General features: G+C 73.5%; 19 protein-coding genes. 8 read left to right on the forward strand and 11 right to left on the reverse strand.

Going from position 1 to position 21,850, the window contains the following annotated elements; all coding sequences use genetic code 11:
• Window positions 1–64: 64 nt before the first annotated feature.
• From JWQ92_RS02055 to JWQ92_RS02090, 8 genes are all read right to left on the reverse strand, one after another.
• Window positions 65–643 (reverse strand): pyridoxal 5'-phosphate synthase, encoded by a 579-nt coding sequence (locus tag JWQ92_RS02055; protein WP_297342791.1) that lies wholly within the window; start codon window positions 641–643, stop codon window positions 65–67.
• Window positions 640–1,422 (reverse strand): creatininase family protein, encoded by a 783-nt coding sequence (locus JWQ92_RS02060; protein ID WP_297342792.1) that lies wholly within the window; start codon window positions 1,420–1,422, stop codon window positions 640–642. Before JWQ92_RS02060 ends, JWQ92_RS02055 begins: the two co-directional genes overlap by 4 nt.
• Window positions 1,419–2,762, reverse strand: coding sequence for an FAD-binding oxidoreductase (locus JWQ92_RS02065; RefSeq protein ID WP_297342793.1), 1,344 nt, complete (start codon window positions 2,760–2,762; stop codon window positions 1,419–1,421). The genes JWQ92_RS02060 and JWQ92_RS02065 overlap by 4 nt, the downstream gene beginning before the upstream one ends.
• 18 nt (window positions 2,763–2,780) lie before the next feature.
• Complete coding sequence (locus JWQ92_RS02070) at window positions 2,781–3,527, reverse strand: SDR family NAD(P)-dependent oxidoreductase (protein WP_297342794.1); 747 nt, start codon at window positions 3,525–3,527, stop codon at window positions 2,781–2,783.
• 20 nt (window positions 3,528–3,547) lie between these two features.
• Window positions 3,548–4,741 carry an ABC transporter substrate-binding protein gene (locus JWQ92_RS02075; protein ID WP_297342795.1) on the reverse strand — a complete coding sequence of 398 codons (1,194 nt, stop codon included), beginning with the start codon at window positions 4,739–4,741 and terminating at the stop codon, window positions 3,548–3,550.
• A 65-nt stretch (window positions 4,742–4,806) separates the two neighbouring features.
• Window positions 4,807–5,667, reverse strand: coding sequence for an ABC transporter permease (locus tag JWQ92_RS02080; RefSeq protein WP_297342796.1), 861 nt, complete (start codon window positions 5,665–5,667; stop codon window positions 4,807–4,809).
• Window positions 5,667–6,443, reverse strand: coding sequence for an ABC transporter ATP-binding protein (locus tag JWQ92_RS02085; protein ID WP_297342797.1), 777 nt, complete (start codon window positions 6,441–6,443; stop codon window positions 5,667–5,669). Before JWQ92_RS02085 ends, JWQ92_RS02080 begins: the two co-directional genes overlap by 1 nt.
• Window positions 6,440–7,699: an amidohydrolase family protein gene (locus JWQ92_RS02090; protein WP_297342798.1), complete on the reverse strand. Its 1,260-nt coding sequence runs from the start codon at window positions 7,697–7,699 to the stop codon at window positions 6,440–6,442. Before JWQ92_RS02090 ends, JWQ92_RS02085 begins: the two co-directional genes overlap by 4 nt.
• A gap of 208 nt (window positions 7,700–7,907) precedes the next feature.
• Here JWQ92_RS02090 and JWQ92_RS02095 point away from each other — a divergent pair, with 208 nt between their 5' ends.
• From JWQ92_RS02095 to JWQ92_RS02125, 7 genes are all read left to right on the forward strand, one after another.
• Window positions 7,908–8,858, forward strand: coding sequence for a PDR/VanB family oxidoreductase (locus JWQ92_RS02095; RefSeq protein WP_297342799.1), 951 nt, complete (start codon window positions 7,908–7,910; stop codon window positions 8,856–8,858).
• Window positions 8,859–8,939: 81 nt separating this feature from the next.
• Window positions 8,940–10,037: an XdhC family protein gene (locus JWQ92_RS02100; RefSeq protein WP_297342800.1), complete on the forward strand. Its 1,098-nt coding sequence runs from the start codon at window positions 8,940–8,942 to the stop codon at window positions 10,035–10,037.
• A 55-nt stretch (window positions 10,038–10,092) separates the two neighbouring features.
• Window positions 10,093–10,677: a GNAT family protein gene (locus JWQ92_RS02105; RefSeq protein WP_297342824.1), complete on the forward strand. Its 585-nt coding sequence runs from the start codon at window positions 10,093–10,095 to the stop codon at window positions 10,675–10,677.
• Window positions 10,678–10,712: 35 nt separating this feature from the next.
• Window positions 10,713–11,837 (forward strand): galactose-1-phosphate uridylyltransferase, encoded by a 1,125-nt coding sequence (gene galT / locus JWQ92_RS02110; protein ID WP_297342801.1) that lies wholly within the window; start codon window positions 10,713–10,715, stop codon window positions 11,835–11,837.
• Window positions 11,834–12,991 (forward strand): galactokinase, encoded by a 1,158-nt coding sequence (gene galK / locus JWQ92_RS02115; RefSeq protein ID WP_297342802.1) that lies wholly within the window; start codon window positions 11,834–11,836, stop codon window positions 12,989–12,991. The genes galT and galK overlap by 4 nt, the downstream gene beginning before the upstream one ends.
• A gap of 151 nt (window positions 12,992–13,142) precedes the next feature.
• Window positions 13,143–14,174, forward strand: coding sequence for an aldo/keto reductase (locus JWQ92_RS02120; protein WP_297342803.1), 1,032 nt, complete (start codon window positions 13,143–13,145; stop codon window positions 14,172–14,174).
• A gap of 5 nt (window positions 14,175–14,179) precedes the next feature.
• Window positions 14,180–15,007: a PhzF family phenazine biosynthesis protein gene (locus JWQ92_RS02125; RefSeq protein ID WP_297342804.1), complete on the forward strand. Its 828-nt coding sequence runs from the start codon at window positions 14,180–14,182 to the stop codon at window positions 15,005–15,007.
• A gap of 6 nt (window positions 15,008–15,013) precedes the next feature.
• On the opposite strand, the gene JWQ92_RS02130 is transcribed toward JWQ92_RS02125, so the two are convergent.
• Window positions 15,014–16,273, reverse strand: a complete 1,260-nt coding sequence (locus JWQ92_RS02130; protein ID WP_297342805.1) for an MFS transporter — start codon at window positions 16,271–16,273, stop codon at window positions 15,014–15,016.
• 143 nt (window positions 16,274–16,416) lie between these two features.
• On the opposite strand from JWQ92_RS02130, the gene JWQ92_RS02135 reads away from it, so the two are divergent.
• On the forward strand, window positions 16,417–18,138 hold the full coding sequence (locus tag JWQ92_RS02135) for an alkaline phosphatase family protein (RefSeq protein ID WP_297342806.1): 1,722 nt from the start codon (window positions 16,417–16,419) through the stop codon (window positions 18,136–18,138).
• Window positions 18,139–18,229: 91 nt separating this feature from the next.
• Here JWQ92_RS02135 and JWQ92_RS02140 read toward each other — a convergent pair whose 3' ends face one another.
• Window positions 18,230–20,911: a molybdopterin cofactor-binding domain-containing protein gene (locus JWQ92_RS02140; RefSeq protein WP_297342807.1), complete on the reverse strand. Its 2,682-nt coding sequence runs from the start codon at window positions 20,909–20,911 to the stop codon at window positions 18,230–18,232.
• Window positions 20,908–21,711: an FAD binding domain-containing protein gene (locus tag JWQ92_RS02145; protein ID WP_297342808.1), complete on the reverse strand. Its 804-nt coding sequence runs from the start codon at window positions 21,709–21,711 to the stop codon at window positions 20,908–20,910. The genes JWQ92_RS02140 and JWQ92_RS02145 overlap by 4 nt, the downstream gene beginning before the upstream one ends.
• Window positions 21,712–21,850 lie beyond the last annotated feature (139 nt).

Below are 21,850 nucleotides of genomic sequence, written 5' to 3' on the forward strand. Positions count from 1 at the left end.
TCCGTACGACGGATCCGGGAGCCCCGTGCGGCAGGACGTGTGCGGGGCTCCTTCCCGCGCCCCGTCAACCGGGCAGGTGCTCCACGACCCAGTCGGGTCCCTCAGCCCGGTACTCGATCCGATGGCTCGGCCCGTCGGCGTCCGAGCGCCAGAACGTGAGCCGATCCGGCCGGACCAGGTAGCCGGTCCAGCTCGGCGGCGCGGGCAGCGCATCCGGGCGACTCGACTCCCGGAACGCCGCCCATGCCGCGACCCGCTCGTCGCGCTCCCGTTGCGCCAGGGCATGGTCGTTCTGCCACGCCAGCTGCTTCAGGTACGGCGAGCGCTTCGCGTAGCCGTGTGCGACCCGCTCCGGATCGAGCGGCTCGGCCCGGCCACGGATCACGAGCTGCCGGGTGAACCCCGGCCAGAGCACGAGCACCGCGACGTCCGGCCGGCCGGCGAGCTGCACCGACTTGCGCGACCCGGCGTCGGTGTGGAAGACGAAGCCGCGCTCGTCCCATTCCGACAGCAGCACCGTGCGGAGGTCCGGCCTGCCCTCGTCGTCGACGGTCGCGACCTGGATCTGCGGCCGCTCGGGCTCGTCGTTGCCGGGGAGCCAGTCGGCCAGCGTCGCGAGGGCCTCGCCCTGGAGATCGCTCATGCCGGGAGCAGCGGGTAGCGGTCCACCTCGGCCAGCGCCTCCGCGACGAACGCGACGCCGTCGTCGAACAGCCGGGCGCCGGCCTCGGCGGTCGCGCCCGTCGGATCGCCGATCACACCGCTCGGCCCGAAGTCGTTCGACAGCCAGCCGAACGTGACCGGGCGGCCGTTGAAGCCGAGATGCCGGAAGTCGGCGAGGGCGTCCGGCACGTTCCGGGCGTACTCCTCCGGATGCACGAGGTCCGGGGCGAGGTGCAGCACGAGGGACGTCTCGGCCCACCCGGCGTGGATGCCGAAGCCCCGCTCGTCGGGTTCGCCGTCGACGCCCCGCCCCGCCTGCTGCAGCCCCGCGGGCATCGTGAACGGCTGGAGGCCGTACCGCCGCCGCAGCTCCCGGTTCACCACCTGGAGCAGGGCGACGTTGCCGCCGTGCCCGTTCACGAAGACGAGCTTCTTCGCCGGGGTCGCGGCGACCGCTCGGCCGATGTCGCGGAGCACGTCGAGCAGGGTGTCGGCGGACAGCCACAGCGTCCCTGGCGCCCAGGCGTGCTCGTCCGACTTCGACACCGAGAGGGTCGGCAGCTGCCAGACGTCGAGGCCCGCGTCGGCGGCGCGCTCGACGGCGGCCGTGGTCACGGCCTCGGCGACGAGCGCGTCGGTGCGCAGAGGAAGGTGCGGGCCGTGGTGCTCGATCGCGCCGATCGGCTGCACGAGCACGCTGCGCCCGGTCAGGGTGGGTGCGACCCGGCTGCCGGGCAGGTCGGCGAGCAGGCGGCTCATCGGATCGCGCCCTTGCGGGGGCCGTCGTAGTCGGCGTTCAGCTTGCCCGGGTTGAGCAGACCGTGCGGATCCGTCGTCCGCGCGAGATCGAGCGTCCGCTCCACCTCGAAGTCCACGTTCCACTGGTGCGGGTTGTGCACGCCCACCCCGAGGTCGTTCAGGACCCCGATGCCGGCGTAGACCTGCTCCGCCGACTCGTAGCCTCCGGCGAGCATGCCGATCGGGACGCCGTGCCCGGCCTCGATGTGGAGCAGGCCGTGCGGATAGACGGCCTCCACCTCGTCGAGCCGCTCGAAGAGCGCCTCCCCGGAGACCTCCACGTGGAAGGTCGGCTGATCGGTCGACTTCTGGTACCACTCGATCGGATGGTTGTAGCTGAGCATGCTGATCCGCATGCTCGCCTGCGGGCCCTCGCGAACGGCCTCGACCCGGCCGCCCGCGGCCTCGATGATCCGTGTGGCCTCCGCGAGCATGTCCATGGAGAGGATGGCGCGCAGGCTCGTACGGCCGGCGGGCACCGCCTCGTCGGGTGGCAGCGCCGCGGAGATCTCGGGGTTGTCGGCGCTCACGAGCCGCGGCGGGGGCTGCATCCGGCCCACCGTCCGTACGACGGGCAGGGCGGAGGCGAGGTCGGGGAAGCTCGCGTAGAGCCCACGCCAGTCGCGCAGCGGCTCGAGGCGGACGGTGGCCCGGGCGATGATGCCGGCGGTTCCGTAGTTGTGCACGTACGCCTGCGCCGCCCCGCCCTCGACGTGCACGAGTCCGGGGGAGCCGTCCGCATGGACGACGTCGAGGGCGACGACGAAGCCGCGGTCGTTCGAGCCGTGCTCGATCGTGCCGGTGCCGCCGGACCCGCCGGACAGGAACCCGCCGATCGTCGACTGCGCCGTGGACGGGTACATCCAGAGCGCCTGACCCGCGTTGCCCGCAGCCTGCTCGAGCACGACCATCTGCGCTCCGGCCTCGGCGGTGATGAAGCCGTCCCCGACCTCGACCACGGCGCGGGCGCGGGTCGTATCGAGCACGAGGCCGCCGGCCATCGGGATCGCCTGCCCGTAGTTGCCGGTGCCCTTGCCCCGCGGCGTGATCGGCACGCCGCGTCGCACGGCGGCCGCGACCGCCTGGCCGATCTGCTCGGCGCTCGTCGGGAACGCCACCACGTCGGCGAGGCCGAGCGGGAGCTGCTCGACGATGATCGGGGACATCCGGGAGCCGTCGGCGGATGCGCGAGCCCGCACCCGCTCCTCGAGGCTCACGTTGCGATCGCCGAGGAGCTCGCGGAGCTCGGCGGCCAGGTCCGTGACGGCGTCGGGCGAGGCGATCGCGAGGGGGAGCGACATTCGGGTCCTTCCGATGGTTCAGTGGGTCATCATCCCGCCGGTGACGTTGAGCGCCTCACCGGTGAGGTACGAGGCCTCCTCCGAGGCCAGGAAGCAGGCGACGTTCGCGACGTCCTCGGGGCTGGCGAGCCGGCCGAGGGGCGAGCGCGCGGTCCACGCGGCGACGTCGGAGGGGGTGCGCGTCTCGGCGCCCATCTCGGTGAGCACGTAGCCGGGGCAGATCGCGTTCACGGTGATGCCGTGGCAGCCCCACTCGAGCGCGGCGGCGCGGGTGAGCGCCACGACGGCGGCCTTCGACGCGGCGTAGGCGGCCTCGTTCGCACCGCCGTCCTTCGCCGCCATCGAGGAGAGGTTGATGATCCGGCCGCCGACGCCGGCCGCGATCATCGCTCGGGCGGTGGCCTGCATGGTGACGAGCATGGCGCGGGTGTTGATCGCGAACACGGCGTCCCACTCGTCGGGCGTGGTCTCGAGCAGCGGGCCCAGACGCAGCACGCCGGCGGCGTTGACGAGCACGTCGACGCCGCCGAGCAGCGTGATCGCCGATCCGACCGCACGGGCCGCGCCCCCGCAGTCCGTGAGGTCGACGGCGACGAAGGCGCCGCCGAGAGCGTCCGCGGTGGCCCGGCCCCGGTCCTCCAGCAGGTCGAGGACCACGATCCGAGCGCCTTCACCGGCGCAGCGCGTGGCGATGGCCGCGCCGATGCCGCGCGCACCGCCGGTGACCACGACGCGTGCGCCGTCGAGGCGTCGTGTCGTGGTCACCGGCGTGTCCTCACGAAGGATCAGAACGTGACCGACTTGCTGAGGTACGCGTTCGTGTAGAGGTCGCTCGGCGTGATGCCCGACTTCGGGGCGGTGCCGCCCTTGGTGAAGATCGGGGTGTCGATGTCGATGACCTTCTGCACCCGGCTCGAGTCCATCTCACCGATGTAGCCGTCGGTGCCGTTCGACACGAGCTTCAGATCCTTGATCTGCTTCGCGGCGAAGTCCGCGACGCCCTGGTCGTAGACCCAGCCGTTGTTGTACTGCTGCACCAGGTTCACGATGAGCTGGTTCGCGGTCGAGGGGTTCTTGACGTAGTCCACGTCGGCCTGCTGCAGCACCGGCACGAGCTTCTTCAGGCACGGGGCCAGCGTCTGCTCGTCACCGGCGCGGACGCTCATCGCCTCGGGGTAGATCGGGTACCCGGTGTCGTAGACGAGCTGGAACTTGACCGGCTTCTTCCAGGCGCCGACCTCGTTCTGGTAGATGTACGGCTCCGCCGTGGCGAAGCCCTGCTGCGCATCCTTGCCCTGCGCTGCGGCGAACTTCGCCGGGGTGCCGTCGTAGCTGCCGTCGAGCACGCTCGCCGGCAGGATCCCGGCGCCCTGCAGGTAGCTCATGTACGCCGCGCCCTTGAAGTAGCGGATCACGCCGCCCTTCTTGGCGAGGGCCGCCCCGAGGCTCTTGATGTCGGTGACCGACGGGTAGGTCTTCGGGTCCCACATGATCATCTGCGGGGAGATGTTCGTCTCGGCGAACACCGCCTTCGTGGGCAGCTTCACCGAGTTCTGCAGGGCCTCGTCGGTCGAGACGTAGCCGAGCGTGATGCTCTTGTCGGTGTACATCTGCTGCGTCACCGACTGGTAGCCGATCGCCGGGCCGCCGGAGCGGATCTGGATCTTCACGCCGGTCGACTTGCCGCCGACCACGAGGTCACCGGTCACGGTCTTCTTCGCGGCGTCCACGGTGGGGTTGGGCCCGACGAGCTCGTAGAGGTGACCGTGGTCCGCCTCCGGGTTCCAGTCGGTCTGGACGACGACCGTGGCGGGGCAGACGCCGGAGAGCTTCACGGCGCCGGCCGCTGCGGAGGCGCTCGCCGCCCCGCTGCTGCTGGTGCCGCCGCCGCCGCTGCCGCCGCTCGAGCAGGCGGCGAGGGTGACCGCCGCTGCCACGGCCAGTCCGGCTGCCGTGAGGCGCTTGGGGTTCGAACGCATGGATCTCCTTAGGTGGGGTGCGGGAGGGAGGTCGAGTGGCGCCGCGAGGTGCTGTGAGCGGCGGCTCAACCGAGGTCGAACCACTTGCCGACGGCGAGCCGTCCGAGCAGTCCGAAGACGAGGAACACCGCGATGCCGAAGAGCGACGCGATGAGGATGGACGCGAAGGCCTCGGGGCCCTGCGTGCGCGAGGCGAACACGGTGATCGCGGTGCCGAGGCCGGGGCTGCCCTGCCCCAGCAGCTGGTCGCCGACGATCGCGCCGATGACGGAGAGGCCGGCGGCGTTCCGCAGCCCGACGAAGATCGACGGCATCGCGGCGGGGAACTGCAGCTTCACGAGCGTCGTGAGCCGCGAGGCGCCCTGCAGCTGGAACAGCTCCCGCTGCGCGCGGTCGGCCGCCTGCAGACCGAACAGGGTGTTGGCGATCATCGGGAACAGCGAGATCAGCAGGGTGACGACCACCTTGCCGGCGAAGTTGTAGCCGAAGATCGTGCCGATCAGGGGGGCGACCGCGAGGATCGGCAGGCACTGCAGGATCACGGCGTACGGGAAGAACGACCGCTCGATCCAGCGGGCCTGCACCATCACGGTGGCGGCACCGATGCCGAGCACGACCGCGCAGGCGAGCCCCGTGAGGGCGACGAGGGCGGAGTTGAGCAGCGCGGGGTAGATCTGCACGACCGCCGCCGGCTCGGCCACCGCGGCGTAGAGCACCTCGTGCGGATAGGGCCAGAGGAAGCCGCGGCCCTGCAGCGCGAAGACTCCGGCGATCCCGTAGCCGAGCCCGACGAGGGCGACGAACACGAGCGCCGGCTGCCACCAGGTGCTTCCGGTGACGCGGAAGCGTCTGCCGCGGGCTCGCGCCGTGCCCTTCTCGCCGCTCGCCTCCGCCGCCGGATCGAGCACCGTCACGTTGATCACCATCAGCGGTGCCCCTCGCGCAGCGCGTGCGAGACCTCGCCGACGAGGTCGGCGAACTCGGCGGAGTACCGGATGTCGGGGTCCCTCGGCATCGGGAACGGCACGTCGAACGCCTTCACGATCCGGCCGGGGCGGCCGGACATGACGACCACCTTCGTGGACAGGTAGACGGCCTCGGACACGGAGTGGGTGATGAACAGCCCGGCGAACTGCTGCTCCGTGAAGAGGCGCAGCAGCTCGTCGTTCAGCCGCTCCCTGGTGATCTCGTCGAGGGCCCCGAAGGGCTCGTCGAAGAGGAACAGCTCGGGGTCGAGGGTGAGCGAGCGCGCGAGGGACGTGCGCATCCGCATGCCGCCGGAGAGCTGCTTCGGCAGGTTCTTCTCGAAGCCGGTGAGCCCGACAAGCTCGATGGCCGCGGCGGCCTTCCTGCGGCGCTCGTCCGAGCTCTCGCCGTGCAGCTCGGCGAGCAGCTCGACGTTGCGCTGCACGGTGCGCCACGGCAGCAGCGTCGCGTCCTGGAACACGTAGCCGATGCGCTTCGTGCTGACCGAGGCGGTGCCGGCGGTCGCGGTCTCGAGGCCCGACGCGATGCGCAGCAGGGTGCTCTTCCCGCAGCCGGACGGACCGACGACGGTCACGAACTCGCCGCGGCGGACGGTGAGGTCGACGCCCTCGAGGGCGACCGTGCCCGTGTCGAAGCGCATGGCGACGTCGGAGAAGTCGAGCAGGGTGGCGGCACCGACGCCGGCGGACGTCGGCGGGCTCGCGGTGAGGGTCATGCGGCTCCCGGGTCGGTGGCGGTGAGGACGACGTCGCGGACGGGTTCGGCGACCCGGCTGTCGAGGACGGATGCGGCGACGAGCCGGCCGGCGTGCAGCACGAAGCGGTCGGCGGAGGCGAAGGCGATCGCCTCCGTGGCCGTCTCGGCGCGCACGGCGAGGAGATCGGCGACCGCCCCGGTGCGCGGGCCCGCGGCCGGCAGGCCGAGCACGTCGCGGGCGCCGTCGCCGACGAGGTGCAACGCCTCCGCCGGGCTGAGATGTCCGGCCGCGACGAGCAGCATCGCCGTCTCGAGCGGGTCGCAGCGGCCCAGCGGGTTGAACGGGTCGCGCACGTTGTCCGCGCCGGCCGCGACGCGGACCCCCGCGTCGATCAGCGCCCGGAACGCGGTGAGCCCGCGCGGGGTCGCGACGGGCTGCTCCCATCCCTGCAGGTACAGGTTCGTGATCGGCAGGCCGATGATCCCGATGTCGGCGGCACGCACGGCGTCGACGAGCACGGCGAGCTCGTCCTCCGGCAGCATGCCGAGCCGCACGCAGTGCCCGGCGCTGCGGCCGACCGACCAGCCGCGCGCACGCTCGGCGAAGCGGGCGAGCGTGACGGGGCCGTCGAGCGACTCGTCCGCGTGCAGGTCGGCGCCGACGCCGAGGGCCTCGGCGAGGTCGAGCAGGTGATCGGTGCCCGCGATGGGGTCCGGCCAGAGGTGCGGCGCCCCGCCGACCAGGTCCGCACCGAGCGCGAAGGCGTCCTCGTGCACGTCGTCCGGGGTGTCCTCGGCGGGCAGCGTGACGATCTGCAGGTCGACCAGCCCGGCGAACTCGCGCCGGACGGTCGCGAGAGCGCGGTAGCCGGCGAGCGCATCGGGGCCGGGGGAGAAGTTCACGTGCGTGCGCACGGCGGTCACGCCGTTGGCGAGCATCCGGCCGAGGGTGCGACGGGCCCGGTCGGCGATGTCGTGCTCGTCCGCCGTGATCGCGTAGGTGTGGAACGAGGCGATGGCGCTCGGCAGGTCGCCGAGGGGCGGGGCGATCTCGTCGAACGTGAGCGCCTTGTCGAGGTGCGCGTGCGGTTCGGCTGGGGCCGTGAGGAGCACGAAGCCGTCGAGGTCCAGCTCCAGTCCCGCGCCGTGCGCCGTGGTGCCGGGTGGTTCGACCGCGACGACGAGCGGTCCGTCGAGCCGCACGTCGGCCACCGTCCCGTCGGCCAGACGCGCGTTGCGCAGCGCAGCGACGGGCACCGGGAGGGCGGGGATCATGCCTGGTGCACCTCCGATGTGGCATCGACCGGGCCTGCAGGGATGCAGAGCCGTGACGGCGTCGTCGGGGCCGCGATGGATCGCCGATCCGAGCGGTGCCTTCACTGTACGGACGCCCGGTTTCGGTCATGTAACGCCCCCGTTTCGGGGGGCATCGGATGGGCGGCGGCGCCGTTGGCGACTCCGCCGCGCGGCTATCGTCGGGCCCATGACCGGCGAGATGCGGTTGGCCGTGCAGGCCGTGACGCGGGGTGCCGCCGGTGTCGCGCTGATCGATCTCGTCCGGCCCGACGGCGGCGCCATGCCGCGCTGGTCGCCCGGCGCCCACATCGACGTCGTGCTGCCCGGCGGTCTCGGCGAGCGCCAGTACTCGCTCTGCGGGGACCCGGCCGACGCCGGCAGGTGGCGGATCGGCGTGCTGCGGGAGGACGACGGCCGCGGCGGCTCGGTCTGGCTGCACGAGCGCGCCGCCGGTGACCCCGTCACGGTCCGCGGGCCCGCCAACCACTTCGCCTTCGAGCCCTTCCCCGGCCGCGAGTACCTGTTCGTCGCCGGCGGCATCGGGATCACGCCGATCGCCGCCATGATCCGCGCGGCGGAGGGGGCGGGCGTGCCGTGGCGCCTGGTCTACGCCGGCCGCTCCCGAGGCACGATGGCGTTCCTCGACGAGTTGATCGGCCGGCACGGCGACCGCGTGCAAGTGTTCGCCTCGGACGAGGGCGTGCGGGCGGACGTCCCGGCCCTGCTGGCCGAGGCGCCGGACGCGGTCGTCTACTGCTGCGGCCCCGCGCGCCTGCTCGGGGCGGTCGAGGAGGCGTGCGCGGGGCGGCCGCCGGGCCGTCTCCACCTCGAGCGGTTCGAGGCGAAGATGCTCGGGGCTCCCGTCCTCGACGAGCCGTTCGAGGTGGAGCTGCTGCTGTCGGGCATCACGGTGACGGTCCCACCCGAGCGGTCGATCCTCGAGGTGGTCGAGGACGCCGGTGTGCTCGCGCTCTCGTCCTGCCGGGTCGGCACCTGCGGCACGTGCGAGACCCCGATCGTCGAGGGGGAGGTCGATCACCGGGACTCCGTGCTGAGCCCCGAGGAGCAGGACGACAACTTCGCGATGATGATCTGCGTCTCCCGCGCCGCCTGCCCGAGGATCACGATCGAGCTCTGAGGTGCGCGCGGATGCGCGCACCTGATCGCCCGAGTCAAGAGCGCACGGTCCGCTCAGGCTCCGGGGAGCGAGGATGGGGCGGTGCTCGAGCTCACCGACCGCCTGCTGCCTCTGCTGCGCCGCGGCGAGCGGGTGGCGGTCGCGACCGCGATCGACGTGATCGGCAGCTCGCCGCAGGCGCTCGGCTCCTCGATGGTCGTGGCGCCGGACGGCACGGTGATCGGCAGCGTCTCCGGCGGCTGCGTGGAGGCCGCCGCCCTCGAGGGGTGCAGGCGGCTGCTCGACGGCGGATCGCCGTCCGCGGAGCGGTTCGGGTTCGGCGACGCCGAGGCCGCGCTCGCCGGTCTCGCCTGCGGGGGCGAGCTCGACGTGCTGCTGCACATGCTCGACGGGGCATGCGTCGTCGCGGAGCTCGAGGCGTCCGCTGCGGGGGGCACCGCCCTGCTCGCCCTCGTGACGGCGGGACCCGTCGAGCTGATCGGGGCGATGGTCGCCGGGGGAGCAGGGGCCGGACTGCCCGGTGAGGCGGACGAGCACGCGCTGCGCGCCCTCGGACTCGACCTCGGGGCGGTGCGTCGTGCGGTCGTGGCCGCGAGTCGCACCGGCATGGTCGAGGTCGAGTGCGAGGGCGTGCTGCGGCTCTTCGTCGAGGTGGGCCGAGCGCAGCCGGTCTTCGCGATCGTGGGCGCGACCGACCTCGGGCGCGAGCTCGCGGCGGCCGCGGCCGCGATCGGCTACCGGGTGGTCGTCTGCGATCCACGGCCGGTGTTCGGCACCGCCGCGCGCGTGCCGGCCGCCGAGTCGGTGACGGTCGACGCCCCGCACCGCTGGCTCGCCGGGCTTCCCCTCGACGAGCGCTGCGCGGTCGCGCTCCTCACCCACGACGAGGACCTCGATCCCCTCGCCCTCGCCGTCGCCCTCGACGGCCCGGCGGGCTTCGTCGGGGCCCTCGGCTCGCGCAGCACCGCCGCGCGACGCACCGACCGGCTCCGCGCGCTCGGCGTGACGGAGGGGCGGATCGGGCGGCTCCGCAGCCCGATGGGACTCGACCTCGGCGGCAGCAGCGCCGCGGAGACCGCCCTGTCCATCCTCGCCGAGGTGCTGCTCGTGCGCACCCGTGCGACCGGCGCCCCGCTGGTCGATCGATCCGGGCCCATCCATGCGGCACGCATCCCGTGAGCGCGGTGGCCCGGCATCCCGCCCGGTGCGGTTGAGTGGAGTCGTGACCGGACCGATGCTCGAGCCCGTGCTGCTCGAAGGACCGACCGTGCGGCTCGAGCCGCTCCACCCGCGCCACGCGGACGACCTCGCGCGGGCAGCGGGCGACGGCGACGTGTGGCGCAAGTGGACGACCAGGATCCCGGCCCCCGACGAGGTGCCCGCGGAGATCGAGGCGCGGCTCGCCGCGCAGGCCGCCGGGCGCATCGTGGCCTGGGCGGTCGTCACCGGCGGCCGGGCCGTCGGGATGACGACGTACTGGGCGGTCGACGAGGGGAACCGGCGCCTGGAGATCGGTGCGACCTGGCTCGGCGCCTCCGCCCAGGGCACGGGCACGAACGCCGAGGCGAAGCTGCTGCTGCTCACGCGGGCCTTCGAGGTGCTCGGCTGCATCGCCGTCGAGTTCCGCACCCACTGGCACAACCGGCAGTCGCGCGAGGCCATCGAACGGCTCGGCGCCAAGCTCGACGGCGTGCTCCGCAACCACTCGATCGGCCGGGAGGGCACCCTCCGCGACACGGTCGTCTACTCGATCATCGCGTCGGAGTGGCCCACCGTCCGGCTCGGGCTTCTCGAGCGCCTTCGAGCGCGCCACCAGTAGGCTCGGCGGCGGTTTCCAGCGCGAGAAGAGGTGGCATGACGGGCATCGCGGTGCGGCCGACCCGGCTGGCGGACGGGCGCGAGCTGATCTACTTCGACGACCGCGGCTCGTCGCTGCCCGAGCAGCGTCGCCCCGACGAGCGGGAGCTCGATCCTCGGCCGCCCACGGCGACGATGCGGCTCGACCTGCTCACCGGCGACTGGGTGTCGATCGCATCGGCACGGCAGAACCGCGCCTTCCTGCCCCCGCCCGAGGCGGATCCGCTCGCGCCGCAGTCCGCGACGAACCCGTCGGAGATCCCCGACCGCTACGACGTCGCCGTGTTCGAGAACCGGTCGCCGTCGTTCGGCCCCGCCATCGGCGAGGCGCCGAACGCGCCCGAGGGCCTCGGCGACCTCACGACGCTCGGCGTGGGCCGCACCCGCACATCGGTCGGGCGGTGCGAGGTCGTCTGCTTCAGCCCCGAGACGACCGGCTCCTTCGCGACGCTCGGCGAGAACCGCGTGCGCACCGTGATCGAGGCGTGGGCCCATCGCACCGCGGCGCTGTCGGCGCTGCCCGGCGTGCAGCAGGTGTTCCCCTTCGAGAACCGGGGCGAGGCGATCGGCGTCACCCTGCACCACCCGCACGGGCAGATCTACGCCTACCCCTACGTCACCCCGCGCACGAGCCGGCTGCTCGACTCGATCGACCGGTACGACGGCGACCTCTTCGCCGACGTGCTCGCATCCGAGCAGGCGGGGGAGCGGGTCGTGCTCCGCTCCGACTCGTTCACCGCGTTCGTGCCCTTCGCCGCGCGCTGGCCGGTCGAGCTGCACCTGCTGCCGCACCGCCACGTGCCCGACTTCGCAGCGCTCACCGAGGCGGAGAAGGACGAGCTCGCCTCCGTGGTGCTGCGGATCGTGCGCGCGGTCGACGCCCTCTACGACACTCCCACGCCGTACATCGCGGCCTGGCATCAGGCGCCCGTGCACACCCACCGCGACTCGGTGCGGCTCATGCTGCAGATCACCTCCCCACGCCGCGGCCCCGACCGGCTCAAGTACCTCGCGGGCAGCGAGTCGGCGATGGGCGCCTGGATCGGCGACCTGGTGCCCGAGCAGACCGCCGATCGGCTGCGCGACGCCCTCGCCCGAGCGGATGCGGAGCCGGCACGATGACGGAGGACGCCGCGGCCGGCCTGTTCCGGGAGCGGTTCGGCGGCGAGCCCGACGGCCTCTGGCGGGCGCCCGGCCGGGTGAACCTCATCGGCGAGCACACCGACTACAACGACGGCTACGTGCTGCCGTTCGCGATCGACCGCGCCTCCCGCGTGGCCGTCGGCCTGCGCGACGACCGTCGCGTGCGGATCGCCTCCACCTTCGAGGGCGGCGACCCCGTGGAGACGACGCTCGACGAGATCGCGGAGCGCCGGTTCTCGGGCTGGTCCGCGTATCCGTTCGGCGTCGTCTGGGCCTTCGGTGAGGCGGGCACCGATCTGGCGGCCGTCCGCGGGTTCGACCTGGCCGTCGACTCCGACGTGCCCGTCGGCGCGGGCCTGTCGTCCTCCGCGGCGATCGAGATGGCCACCGCCGTCGCCCTGAACGACCTCTGGGCCGTCGGTGCCGACCGGGCGGCGCTCGCGAGGATCGGGCGGCGGGCGGAGAACGTCGCCGTCGGCGCCCCGACCGGGATCATGGACCAGGCCGCGAGCGTCTTCGGTGAGACGGACGCGGCGGTCTTCCTCGACTGCCGCAGCCTCGCGGTCGAGCAGGTGCCGCTCGGTTTCACCGCCGCCGGCCTCGCCCTGCTCGTCGTCGACACGAAGGTCGAGCATGCCCACGCGACCGGCGGGTACCGCGACCGCCGGGAGGCGTGCGAACGGGCGGCGAAGGAGCTCGGCGTGCGGGCGCTCCGCGACGTGGCCGTCGAGGACCTGCCCGGCGCGGAGCAGCGCCTCGACCCCGTCACGTTCCGGCGCGTGAAGCACATCGTGACCGAGGACGCCCGCGTGCTCGAGAGCGTCGCCGCGCTGAAGGCGCACGACACGGCCGCGTTCGGTGAGCTCATGTACGCCAGCCACGCGTCCATGCGCGACGACTTCGAGATCAGCGTGCCCGAGCTCGACACCGTGGTGGAGGTCGCCCGCGCGCGCGGCGCGATCGGTGCCCGGATGACGGGCGGCGGCTTCGGAGGGTCCGCCATCGCGCTCCTGCCCGCGGACGACGCCGACGCGCTCGCGGACGCGGTCGCGGCCGCCTTCGCCGACCGCGGCTACCGGGAGCCCGCCGCGTTCCGGGTCACGCCCGCTCAGGGCGCCGGCCGCCTTCCCTGACCCCTCGCCTTCCGCCGTATTCAGGATCCGCCACCGCGATCCAGGAGGATCCGGCGTCCGGCGCGGCGAGTCGTGCGGGATGTCCTGAGCACGGCGGGCGGGTGGCGGCCGACCCATCCCCCGCCCAGCCGCGGGAGGGCACACTGAGGGCATGCGTTACAGGACACTCGGCAACAGCGGCACCGTCGTCTCGGTGCAGTGCCTCGGCACCATGACCTTCGGGGACGAGGCCGACGAGGAGACCTCGGGCCGGATCATCGAGGCCTACATCGAGGCCGGCGGCAACTTCCTCGACACGGCGGACGTCTACTCCAAGGGGATCTCGGAGCAGATCATCGGTCGCTGGCTCGCCTCCCACCCGACCGACTCCGAGCAGCTGGTGATCGCCACCAAGGGTCGCTTCCCGATGGGCCCCGGCGGCAACGACTACGGCGCCTCCCGCCGCCATCTCCGCGACGCCCTCGACTCGAGCCTCGCCCGCCTCGGCGTCGACTTCGTCGACCTGTACCAGATCCACGCGTTCGACGCCCTGACGCCGCTGGAGGAGACCCTCCGGTTCCTGAACGACGCCGTCTCGGCCGGCAAGATCGGGTCGTACGGCTTCTCGAACTTCACGGGCTGGCAGCTCACGAAGGCCGCCTGGATCGCGAAGGTGCACGGCTGGGCGCCCCCCGTCACCCTGCAGCCGCAGTACAGCCTCCTCGTCCGCGGCATCGAGCACGAGATCGTGCCGGCCGCGCTCGACCAGGCCGTCGGGCTGCTGCCCTGGTCGCCGCTCGCAGGCGGATGGCTGTCCGGCAAGTACCAGCGCGACACGGTGCCGACGGGTGCGACCCGGCTCGGCGCGAACCCCGAGCGGGGCATGGAGGCATACGGTCCCCGCAACGAGGACGAGCACACCTGGCGGGTGCTCGACGCGCTGAAGTCGGTCGCGGACGCCACCGGCTCGGCCCAGGCCGCCGTCGCGCTCGCCTGGCTCGACGCCCAGCCTGCGGTGACGAGCACGATCCTCGGTGCCCGCACGATCGAGCAGCTGCAGCAGAACCTCGCCGCGGTCGACCTGCGGCTCGACGCCGACCAGCTCGCGACCCTCACCGAGGCGAGCACCCCGCGCACGGAGGTGTACCCGTACGGACCGCAGGCGGTCCAGCAGCGGCACCGGCCGATCGTCCCGGAAGCCTGACCTCCGTGGCCGCGCATCCGTTCCGTCAGGTCGACGTCTTCCCCGGCAGCCCGCTCGGCGGCAACCCGGTCGCCGTCGTGCTCGACGCGGACGACCTCGACGACGCGACGATGCGCGAGTTCGCCCGCTGGACCAACCTCTCGGAGACCACGTTCGTGCTGCGTCCGGTGAACGAGCGCGCCGACTACCGGCTGCGCATCTTCACGCCCGCCGAGGAGCTGCCGTTCGCCGGGCATCCCACGCTCGGCTCGGCGTCCGCCTGGGCGGACCACACAGGCTTCCAGGGAGACCGGCTCGTCCAGGAGTGCGGCGTGGGGCTCGTCGACCTGCGCCGCACCCAGGACGGCTTCGCGCTCGCGGCTCCGCCCCTGATCCGCTCGGGCGCGCCGACCGCTGAGGACCTCGCGGCGGCCGTCGCCTCCCTGCGCATCGAGCCAGGCGGTGTGGTCGACGCGCAGTGGACCGACAACGGCCCCGGTTGGCTCGCCATCCGCCTGCCGGATGCGGCGGCCGTGCTCGCCGTCGTGCCCGACTTCGAGCACATGCCGTACCCGATCGGCCTCGTCGGCCCGCACCCCGGGGACGGTCCCGCCGACTTCGAGGTCCGCGCCTTCGTGCCCGGGCTCGGGGTGCCGGAGGACCCGGTGACGGGCAGCCTCAACGCGGGCATCGGCACCTGGTTCTTCGGCGCCGGGATCGTCGACGCCGGCTACACGGTGCGGCAGGGCACGGTGCTCGGCGGCAACGGGTTGGTGCGGATCGATCGGGATGCCGAGGGCGTCTGGGTCAGCGGGGCCTGCACGACGCTCGTCTCCGGATCCGTCGCCCTCTAGTCCCGATCAGGCGGTGCTCGGCTCCGGCCGACGGCGCCCGCGCGCCGCGACCGCGCCGGTGATCACGGTGCCGACGCAGAGCGCGGCGGCGCTCCAGGTGAGGGCGGCGCCGACGCCCACCACGGCACCGAACAGTCCGACGGTCACGCCGCTGCCCAGCCGGAGGCCGTTCGCGGCGACGCCGTACAGCCCGATGACGCGGCCCCGCTCCGCGGGCGGCGCGAGCAGCTGCACGACGGTCTGGGAGATCGACATCGAGGCGAGGTTCGCGACGCCCGCGAGGAAGAGCAGCACGAGCGCGAGCCCGAACGATCCCGTCATGGCGAAGCCGAGGATGCCGATCCCGTAGACGAGCGTGCTCACCACCGCGGCGCGGATGGTCGGTTTCGGCCATCCCGTCGCCTCGAGCAGGAGCCCGCCGAGCACGCCGCCCGCACCCGTCGCGAAGAGCAGGGCGCTGTATGCGGCGTCGCCCGTGCCCGCGCCGAGCCTCCCCGCGAAGGCGGGCATCACGCTCTGCAGCGACGCGCCGACGAAGAACGAGCCGAGGCCCGCGAGCACCATCATCGACACGAGCGTGCGGTCCCCGGCGACGAACCGCGCGATGCGGACGAGGTCGCGGAAGCCGAAGCGGACGCGGTCGCCGACGGCGTCGCGGGAGTGCCCGGTCACCCGGGTGCGCAGCAGGAACAGCACCAGCGGGGCGTAGAAGACGGCGTTCACGAAGATCCCCGCCTCCGCGCCCAGGCCGACGAGCAGCACGCCGCCGACCACCGGGCCGAAGAGGATGCCGAGGCTGCGGAAGGTGGAGTTGAGCCGCACGGCGCTCGGCAGCTCCGCCGGCCCGACGAAGTCGTGCAGCATCAGCTGCTCCGCCGGGCCCCAGAGCGCGCCGGCGGTGCCGTGCAGCACGAGCAGCACGCACGCCGCCTGCACGGTCAGGGTGTTCGTGGCGAAGAGCACGCCCCACGCGATGGAGACGGCGGCGAACAGCAGCTGGCCGGCCTGGATCACCCGGCGGCAGTCGAACCGGTCGGCGAGCGCCCCGAACGGCACGGACAGCAGCAGGAACGGCAGCCAGTGGCTGAACACCTCGAACCCGGCGAGCACCGGGGAGTGGTAGCGCTGCCACAGCACCCAGTAGGTGATGACGTGCTCGATGTTGTCCGCCATCATCGCGAGCGCGCCGCCGATCAGATACGTGCGGCAGTCGGCGACGCGGAGCGCCGCGAACCGCCGGGGCGGGGGCGCGGGGGACGACGTCACCCCTCCATTCTCGTGGCAGTCCGCTGACGTCCGCCGGACCGGCTCCGTTCACCGGCCGGACACCGCCGCGCTCATCGGGCGCTCATCGGGATGTCTAGACCGGATCCGTGCGTCCCACCCGGGATGCGGACAAGGGGATGCCGATGCCTCGGCGCAAGGTTCTACTCGCCGGCGGTCTCGCCGCCGGTCTCGTCGTCGCGATGGCGGCGCAGGGGGCCCCGGCCCTCGCCAACGGCCGTCCCGCGCCCGCGAAGCACGTGCTGCTGCTCTCGGCCGACGGCATGCATCAGGCCGACCTCACCTGGTACGTGCGGCAGCACCCGCACTCCGCCCTCGCCGCCCTCGTGCACACGGGCCGCGACTACACGAACGCCTCCACGACCTTCCCGTCGGACTCCTTCCCGGGCATGGTCGCGCAGCTGACCGGAGCCGACCCGGGGACCAGCGGTGTCTACTACGACGACACCTTCAACCACGCGCTGCTGCCTGCCGGGACCACCGACTGCGGCACGGCGGCGACGGGTGCGGAGGTCGCGTTGACGGAGGCGGCCGACCGGTCCCAGAACCCGATCACCCTCGACGCGGGCCAAGGCATCCCGTCTTCCGCGCTGGGCGGGCTGCCGACGAACAGCCTGGCGCAGACCCTCGCGGCGAAGCGCGCGCTCACCGCCGCGATCCTGAGGATGACCCCGAAGCCGGCCGCGCTGCTGAGCCCCGCCGCGCTCCCCGTCGACCCGTCGACCTGCACGGCGGTGGTGCCGCACCAGTACATCCGCACGAACACGGTGTTCGAGGTCGCGAAGCAGGCGGGCCTGCGGACCGCCTGGTCGGACAAGCACCCCGCGTACGAGATCCTGAACGGCCCGTCCGGATCGGGCGTCGACGACCTCTTCACGCCGGAGATCAACAGCGTCGCGGACGCGGCCGGGGACGACTGGACCACCGACAACGCGCTGACCGCGGAGTACGACTCCTTCAAGGTCGCGGCGGTCGTGAACGAGATCCGTGGCTACGACCACTCGGGCATGAAGAGGGTCGGGACCCCCGCGATCCTCGGCATGAACCTCCAGACCGTCTCGACGGCGCAGAAGCTCCCCGCATCCGACGGACTGCAGGGCGGCTACACCGCCGCGGGCACGCCCGGCCCGCTGCTGCAGCGGGCGCTGGCCTTCGTGAACGGCGAGGTGTCCCGGATGGTGACGGCGATCCACGAGCGTCACCTGCAGGGCACCACCACCATCGTCCTCTCCGCCAAGCACGGCCAGTCGCCGATCGATCCCGCGGCGCTCCGCCGCGTCGACGACGCGGCGATCATCGACGCGATCGACGCCGGCTGGGCCTCCGGTCACCCCGGCACGAAGCCGCTCGTCACCTTCTCGGTGGACGACGACGTCATGCTCCTGTGGTTGTCGGACCGCTCGACGGCGGCGCGCTCGTACGCGTCGCACTTCCTGCTGAGCCACTCGGCGCCCGCGAACAGGATCACGGACGCGAAGGGCACGACCTCGACCACCGTGGCCTCGTCGGGGCTCACGCGCGTGCTCACCGGGAAGGACGCGGACCGCTTCGTGGGCGCGCGCGCCGGGGACCCGCACGCGCCGGACCTGATCGGCCTCGTGCGCTACGGCGTCGTCTACACCGGCGGCGTGAAGAAGATCGCGGAGCACGGCGGCGATGCGACGGCCGACCGGCACGTGCCGCTCGTCGTGTCCGGTGCAGGCGTCCGGCACGGCTCGGTCCGCGGTGCGGTGGAGACCACGCAGATCGCACCGACGATCCTCGCGCTGCTCGGCCTCGACCCGCGGTCGCTGAAGGCCGTGCGGATCGACCACACGGCGGTGCTGGCCGGTGTGATCCGGCACTGAACCGGCGGTCGGAGGCCCGGCTCGTGGTTCGCCACGGGCCGGGCCCTTCCCGTTCCGGCACCTACGGCCGGGGCTGGTGGACGCGCCCGGCTCAGCCGGCCGGATGCAGGAGCCGCCAGACGCGGTCCCGGGACATCGGCAGCTCGTGCGGCCGCACCCCGATCGCGTCCCGGATCGCGTTGGCGAGCGCCGGCGCGACGGGGTTGTACGGCGCCTCGCTCATCGACTTCGCGCCGAACGGGCCGTTCGGGTCGATCGTGTCCGCGAACAGCACCTCGGTGTCGGGCAGGTCCGCCATCTGCGGCACGTGGTAGTTGCGGAAGACCCGCGTCAGCACCTGCCCGCCCTCGACCCGCACCTCCTCGTACAGGGCGCTGCCGATCGCCTGCGCCGTGCCGCCCTCGACCTGGCCCCGCAGCTGCTCGGGGTTCAGCACCCGCCCGGCGTCGACCGCCTGCACGGATCGGAGGATCCGCACCTCGCCCGTCGTCGCCGAGACGGCGACGCGGAAGGCGTGCACGTTGAAGGCGAGCCCACGCGGGGTGCCGTTCGCCGATCCGACGGCCGCGAGAGGCGCGAACGCCGACAGCGGCAGCACCGAGCCGCCGACCGTGACGCCGTGCGGGCCCAGCTCCGCGCCGGGGCCCGCCTCCGCGACCAGCGCCTCGCGAAGGGCGAGCGCCGCGCGATGCACAGCGGCGCCGGCGACGAGCGTGCCGGCCGAGCCGAAGGCACCCGTGTCGTAGCGGGCACCGTCGGTGTCCGAGGAGCGGATGCGGATCCGCTCGACCGGCACCGCGAGCACCTCCGCGACGAGCTGGGCGTGCACGGTGGTCGTGCCGTTGCCGAACTCCGCCGTCCCGACCTCGAGCAGCACACCCCCGTCGGCCTCGAGGGCGAGCCGCACGTCGCTGAAGTGACCCCGCGGCGGCATCGTCGCGATCATCGCCGCCGCCATTCCCTCGCCGACGAGCCACGGCCCGCCCGCCTCCGGCACCGGCTCGCCGGCTTCGCGCAGCCCCGCCTCCGCGAGGTCGAGCGCCTGGTCGAGCCCGTACCCGCCGAACTGCAGGTCGGTGGTCTCGTCCGCATCCGTCACGACGATCGGGTCGCCCGGGACGATCACGTTGCGGCGGCGCAGCTCGAAGGGGTCGATGCCGAGGCGTCGAGCGAGCTCGTCCATCGCCGACTCGACCGCGAACATCACCTGCCCGAGTCCGTACCCGCGGAAGGCGCCCGACGGCGGGTTGTTCGTGTACACCGACTCGGCGCGCACCCGGCGGTTCGGGACCCGGTAGACGCTCACCGACTCGTGGCTGCCGTGGAAGAGCACCCCCGGCGCGTGGTTGCCGTACGCGCCGGTGTCCGCGAGCACGTCGAGGTCCATCGCGGTGAGCACGCCGTCGGAGGTCGCGCCGAGCGTCACGGACACCCGCTTCGGATGCCGCATCGGGGCGATCGTGAACTCGTCCTCACGCGTGAACTCGTACTGCACCGGCCGGCCCGTCGCGAGCACGGCGAGCGTGACGAGATCCTCCGTCAGCAGCTCCTGCTTGCCGCCGAAGCCGCCGCCGACCCGCGCGGTGATCACCCGGATGGCCTCGGGGGCCAGCCCGAAGACGCGGCACAGCTCGTCGCGCACGAGGTACGGCACCTGGGAGCTCGTGCGCAGCACGAGCCTGCCCTCGGCGTCGAGCCAGCCGCGGGTCGCATGCGTCTCGAGTGCGGCATGGGCGACGCGGGCGGTGCGCCAGGTGCCGGACACGACCGCATCCGACGCGGCCAGCGCTGCGTCGACGTCGCCCATCTCGCCGTGTTTGACGGCGGCGAGGTTGCGGGCCGGTTCGGCGATCCGCGTCGCCGCGGCATCCTTCTCGCCGTGCAGCAGCGGGGCGCCGGGCGTCCTCGCCGCCTCCGGATCGAAGACCGCCGGCAGCACCTCGTAGTCGACCTCGATCGCCGCGAGGGCGGCCTGCGCCTGCGCGAGCGACTCGGCCACGACGGCGGCCACCCGCTGCCCGGCGAAGCGCAGCACGGGGTCGAGCACCCGGGTGTCGTCGGGATCCTCGAGGCGGTTCTGGTGCCGGCCGGTCGAGAACAGCATGTCGGGGGCGTCTGCCGCGGTCAGGACCGTGAGCACGCCCGGCATCGCGCGGGCCGCCGCGGTGTCGAGCCGGCGGATCCGCGCGTGCGGATGGGGACTGCCGAGCACCGCGAGGTGCGTGAGCCCCGTGGTGCGGAGGTCGAGCGTGAACGGCTCGGCGCCGGCGACGATCCGCGAGGCCGCGGGCGCCCGCACCGAGCGCCCGACCGCCCCGGTCGTGGTGTCGCCGACCGTGCCGCCGACGCCGCGGAGGGCGTCGCGGATGCTGCGGTAGCCGGTGCAGCGGCAGAGGTTGCCCTTGAAGAGGCGGGCGAGATCGGCGTCCTCCGCTGCCCGCACCTCGTCGGTGGCGGCGGTCACGACCATGCCGGCCGTGCAGAAGCCGCACTGGAAGGCACCCGCCTCGACGAAGCGCCGCTGCACCTCACCGAGCGCGTGCTCGTCGCCGAGGCCCGCAGCCGTGGTCACCGCCCGGCCGTCCGCGCGGTGGGCCGGCACGATGCACGAGTGCACGGGTCGCCCGTCGAGCAGCACGGTGCAGGCGCCGCAGTCGCCGGCGTCGCACCCCTTCTTCACCGCGACGTGCCCGGCCTCCCGGAGCACCGTGCGCAGGCACTGGCCCGCGGCGGGCTCGGCCTCCGCGGGGACGCCGTCGACCGTGAACCTCATGCCGCGAGCTCCGCCCGCACGTCCTCCGCGAGCACCCGCGTCATCGCGGCGCGCCAGTCCGCGGCGCCGTGCGCGTCCGTGAACCAGGTGCGGATGCCGTCCACCGCCGCGACGACGTGGTCCGGCCCGGGCGGCTCGGGGAAGCGCAGCACCTCGGGCCGCGCCGTGCCGCCGGTGATGCTGAGCACCGTGGTCCCGTCGGCGTCCCGCCGCCCCGCGACGACGGTCCCGGCCCGCCCGAGGGGCGAGAGCGCGATGCGCCGGAACGCGGTGCGGGCCGCCATCGCCCCGGCGGGAAGCTCGATGGACCGGAGGACCTCGCCGGCGGCCAGCGTCGTCGCCCGCTGCCCGAGCACGAAGCGCTCGACGGCCGATCGGCGCTCGCCGTCGTCCGGGGTCCAGATCACGAGCTCGGCGTCGAGGGCGGCGGTCACGCCGATGAGCGCACCGGCGGCCAGCGCCGTGACGAGGTTGCCCCCGATCGTGGCGGTGTTCCAGACCTTGAACGACTGGAGGAGCGACTCGGCTCCCGCCCGGAAGAGGGCGGCCGCCGGCCGGCCGGCCGCGGGGATGCGCACGAGCTCGGCGACGGTGCAGGTCGCGGCGATCGAGAGCCCCCCGTCGTTCCGCGTGGTCCAGGCCGGCCAGCCGAGCTCCATGAGGTCGACGAGCCCGGTCAGGTGCGCCTGCGGCTCCGAGTACAGCCAGGTGCCGCCCGCGAGCGGCGCCTCGCCCGACGAGAGGACCAGGTCGGAGCGATGCCGCGCGACCCGCACGCGGGCGAGGTTCGGCAGGTCCATCCCGCCATCTTCCCCGCCGCTCGGCCGGCACGCCGCTCCGCGGCGAGCCGGAACCGGCTTCGTGGGCCCAGCGCACCGCCGTTGTGCCTACGGACCAGGGAGGGATCGTCGCTGCCGATGCGCGGCGAACCGGGTGCAG

The sequence above is a fragment of the Amnibacterium sp. genome (assembly GCF_025463795.1).
GTDB lineage: Bacteria > Actinomycetota > Actinomycetes > Actinomycetales > Microbacteriaceae > Amnibacterium.

Coding starts and splice junctions, on each gene's coding strand:
- JWQ92_RS02135 (WP_297342806.1), top strand. CDS start 16,417: ATGCCTCGGCGCAAGGTTCTACTCGCCGGCGGTCTCGCCGCCGGTCTC.
- JWQ92_RS02090 (WP_297342798.1), bottom strand. CDS start 7,699: ATGATCCCCGCCCTCCCGGTGCCCGTCGCTGCGCTGCGCAACGCGCGT.
- JWQ92_RS02055 (WP_297342791.1), bottom strand. CDS start 643: ATGAGCGATCTCCAGGGCGAGGCCCTCGCGACGCTGGCCGACTGGCTC.
- JWQ92_RS02085 (WP_297342797.1), bottom strand. CDS start 6,443: ATGACCCTCACCGCGAGCCCGCCGACGTCCGCCGGCGTCGGTGCCGCC.
- JWQ92_RS02140 (WP_297342807.1), bottom strand. CDS start 20,911: ATGAGGTTCACGGTCGACGGCGTCCCCGCGGAGGCCGAGCCCGCCGCG.
- galK (WP_297342802.1), top strand. CDS start 11,834: ATGACGGAGGACGCCGCGGCCGGCCTGTTCCGGGAGCGGTTCGGCGGC.
- galT (WP_297342801.1), top strand. CDS start 10,713: ATGACGGGCATCGCGGTGCGGCCGACCCGGCTGGCGGACGGGCGCGAG.
- JWQ92_RS02080 (WP_297342796.1), bottom strand. CDS start 5,667: ATGGTGATCAACGTGACGGTGCTCGATCCGGCGGCGGAGGCGAGCGGC.
- JWQ92_RS02105 (WP_297342824.1), top strand. CDS start 10,093: ATGCTCGAGCCCGTGCTGCTCGAAGGACCGACCGTGCGGCTCGAGCCG.
- JWQ92_RS02060 (WP_297342792.1), bottom strand. CDS start 1,422: ATGAGCCGCCTGCTCGCCGACCTGCCCGGCAGCCGGGTCGCACCCACC.
- JWQ92_RS02065 (WP_297342793.1), bottom strand. CDS start 2,762: ATGTCGCTCCCCCTCGCGATCGCCTCGCCCGACGCCGTCACGGACCTG.
- JWQ92_RS02075 (WP_297342795.1), bottom strand. CDS start 4,741: ATGCGTTCGAACCCCAAGCGCCTCACGGCAGCCGGACTGGCCGTGGCA.
- JWQ92_RS02095 (WP_297342799.1), top strand. CDS start 7,908: ATGACCGGCGAGATGCGGTTGGCCGTGCAGGCCGTGACGCGGGGTGCC.
- JWQ92_RS02120 (WP_297342803.1), top strand. CDS start 13,143: ATGCGTTACAGGACACTCGGCAACAGCGGCACCGTCGTCTCGGTGCAG.
- JWQ92_RS02145 (WP_297342808.1), bottom strand. CDS start 21,711: ATGGACCTGCCGAACCTCGCCCGCGTGCGGGTCGCGCGGCATCGCTCC.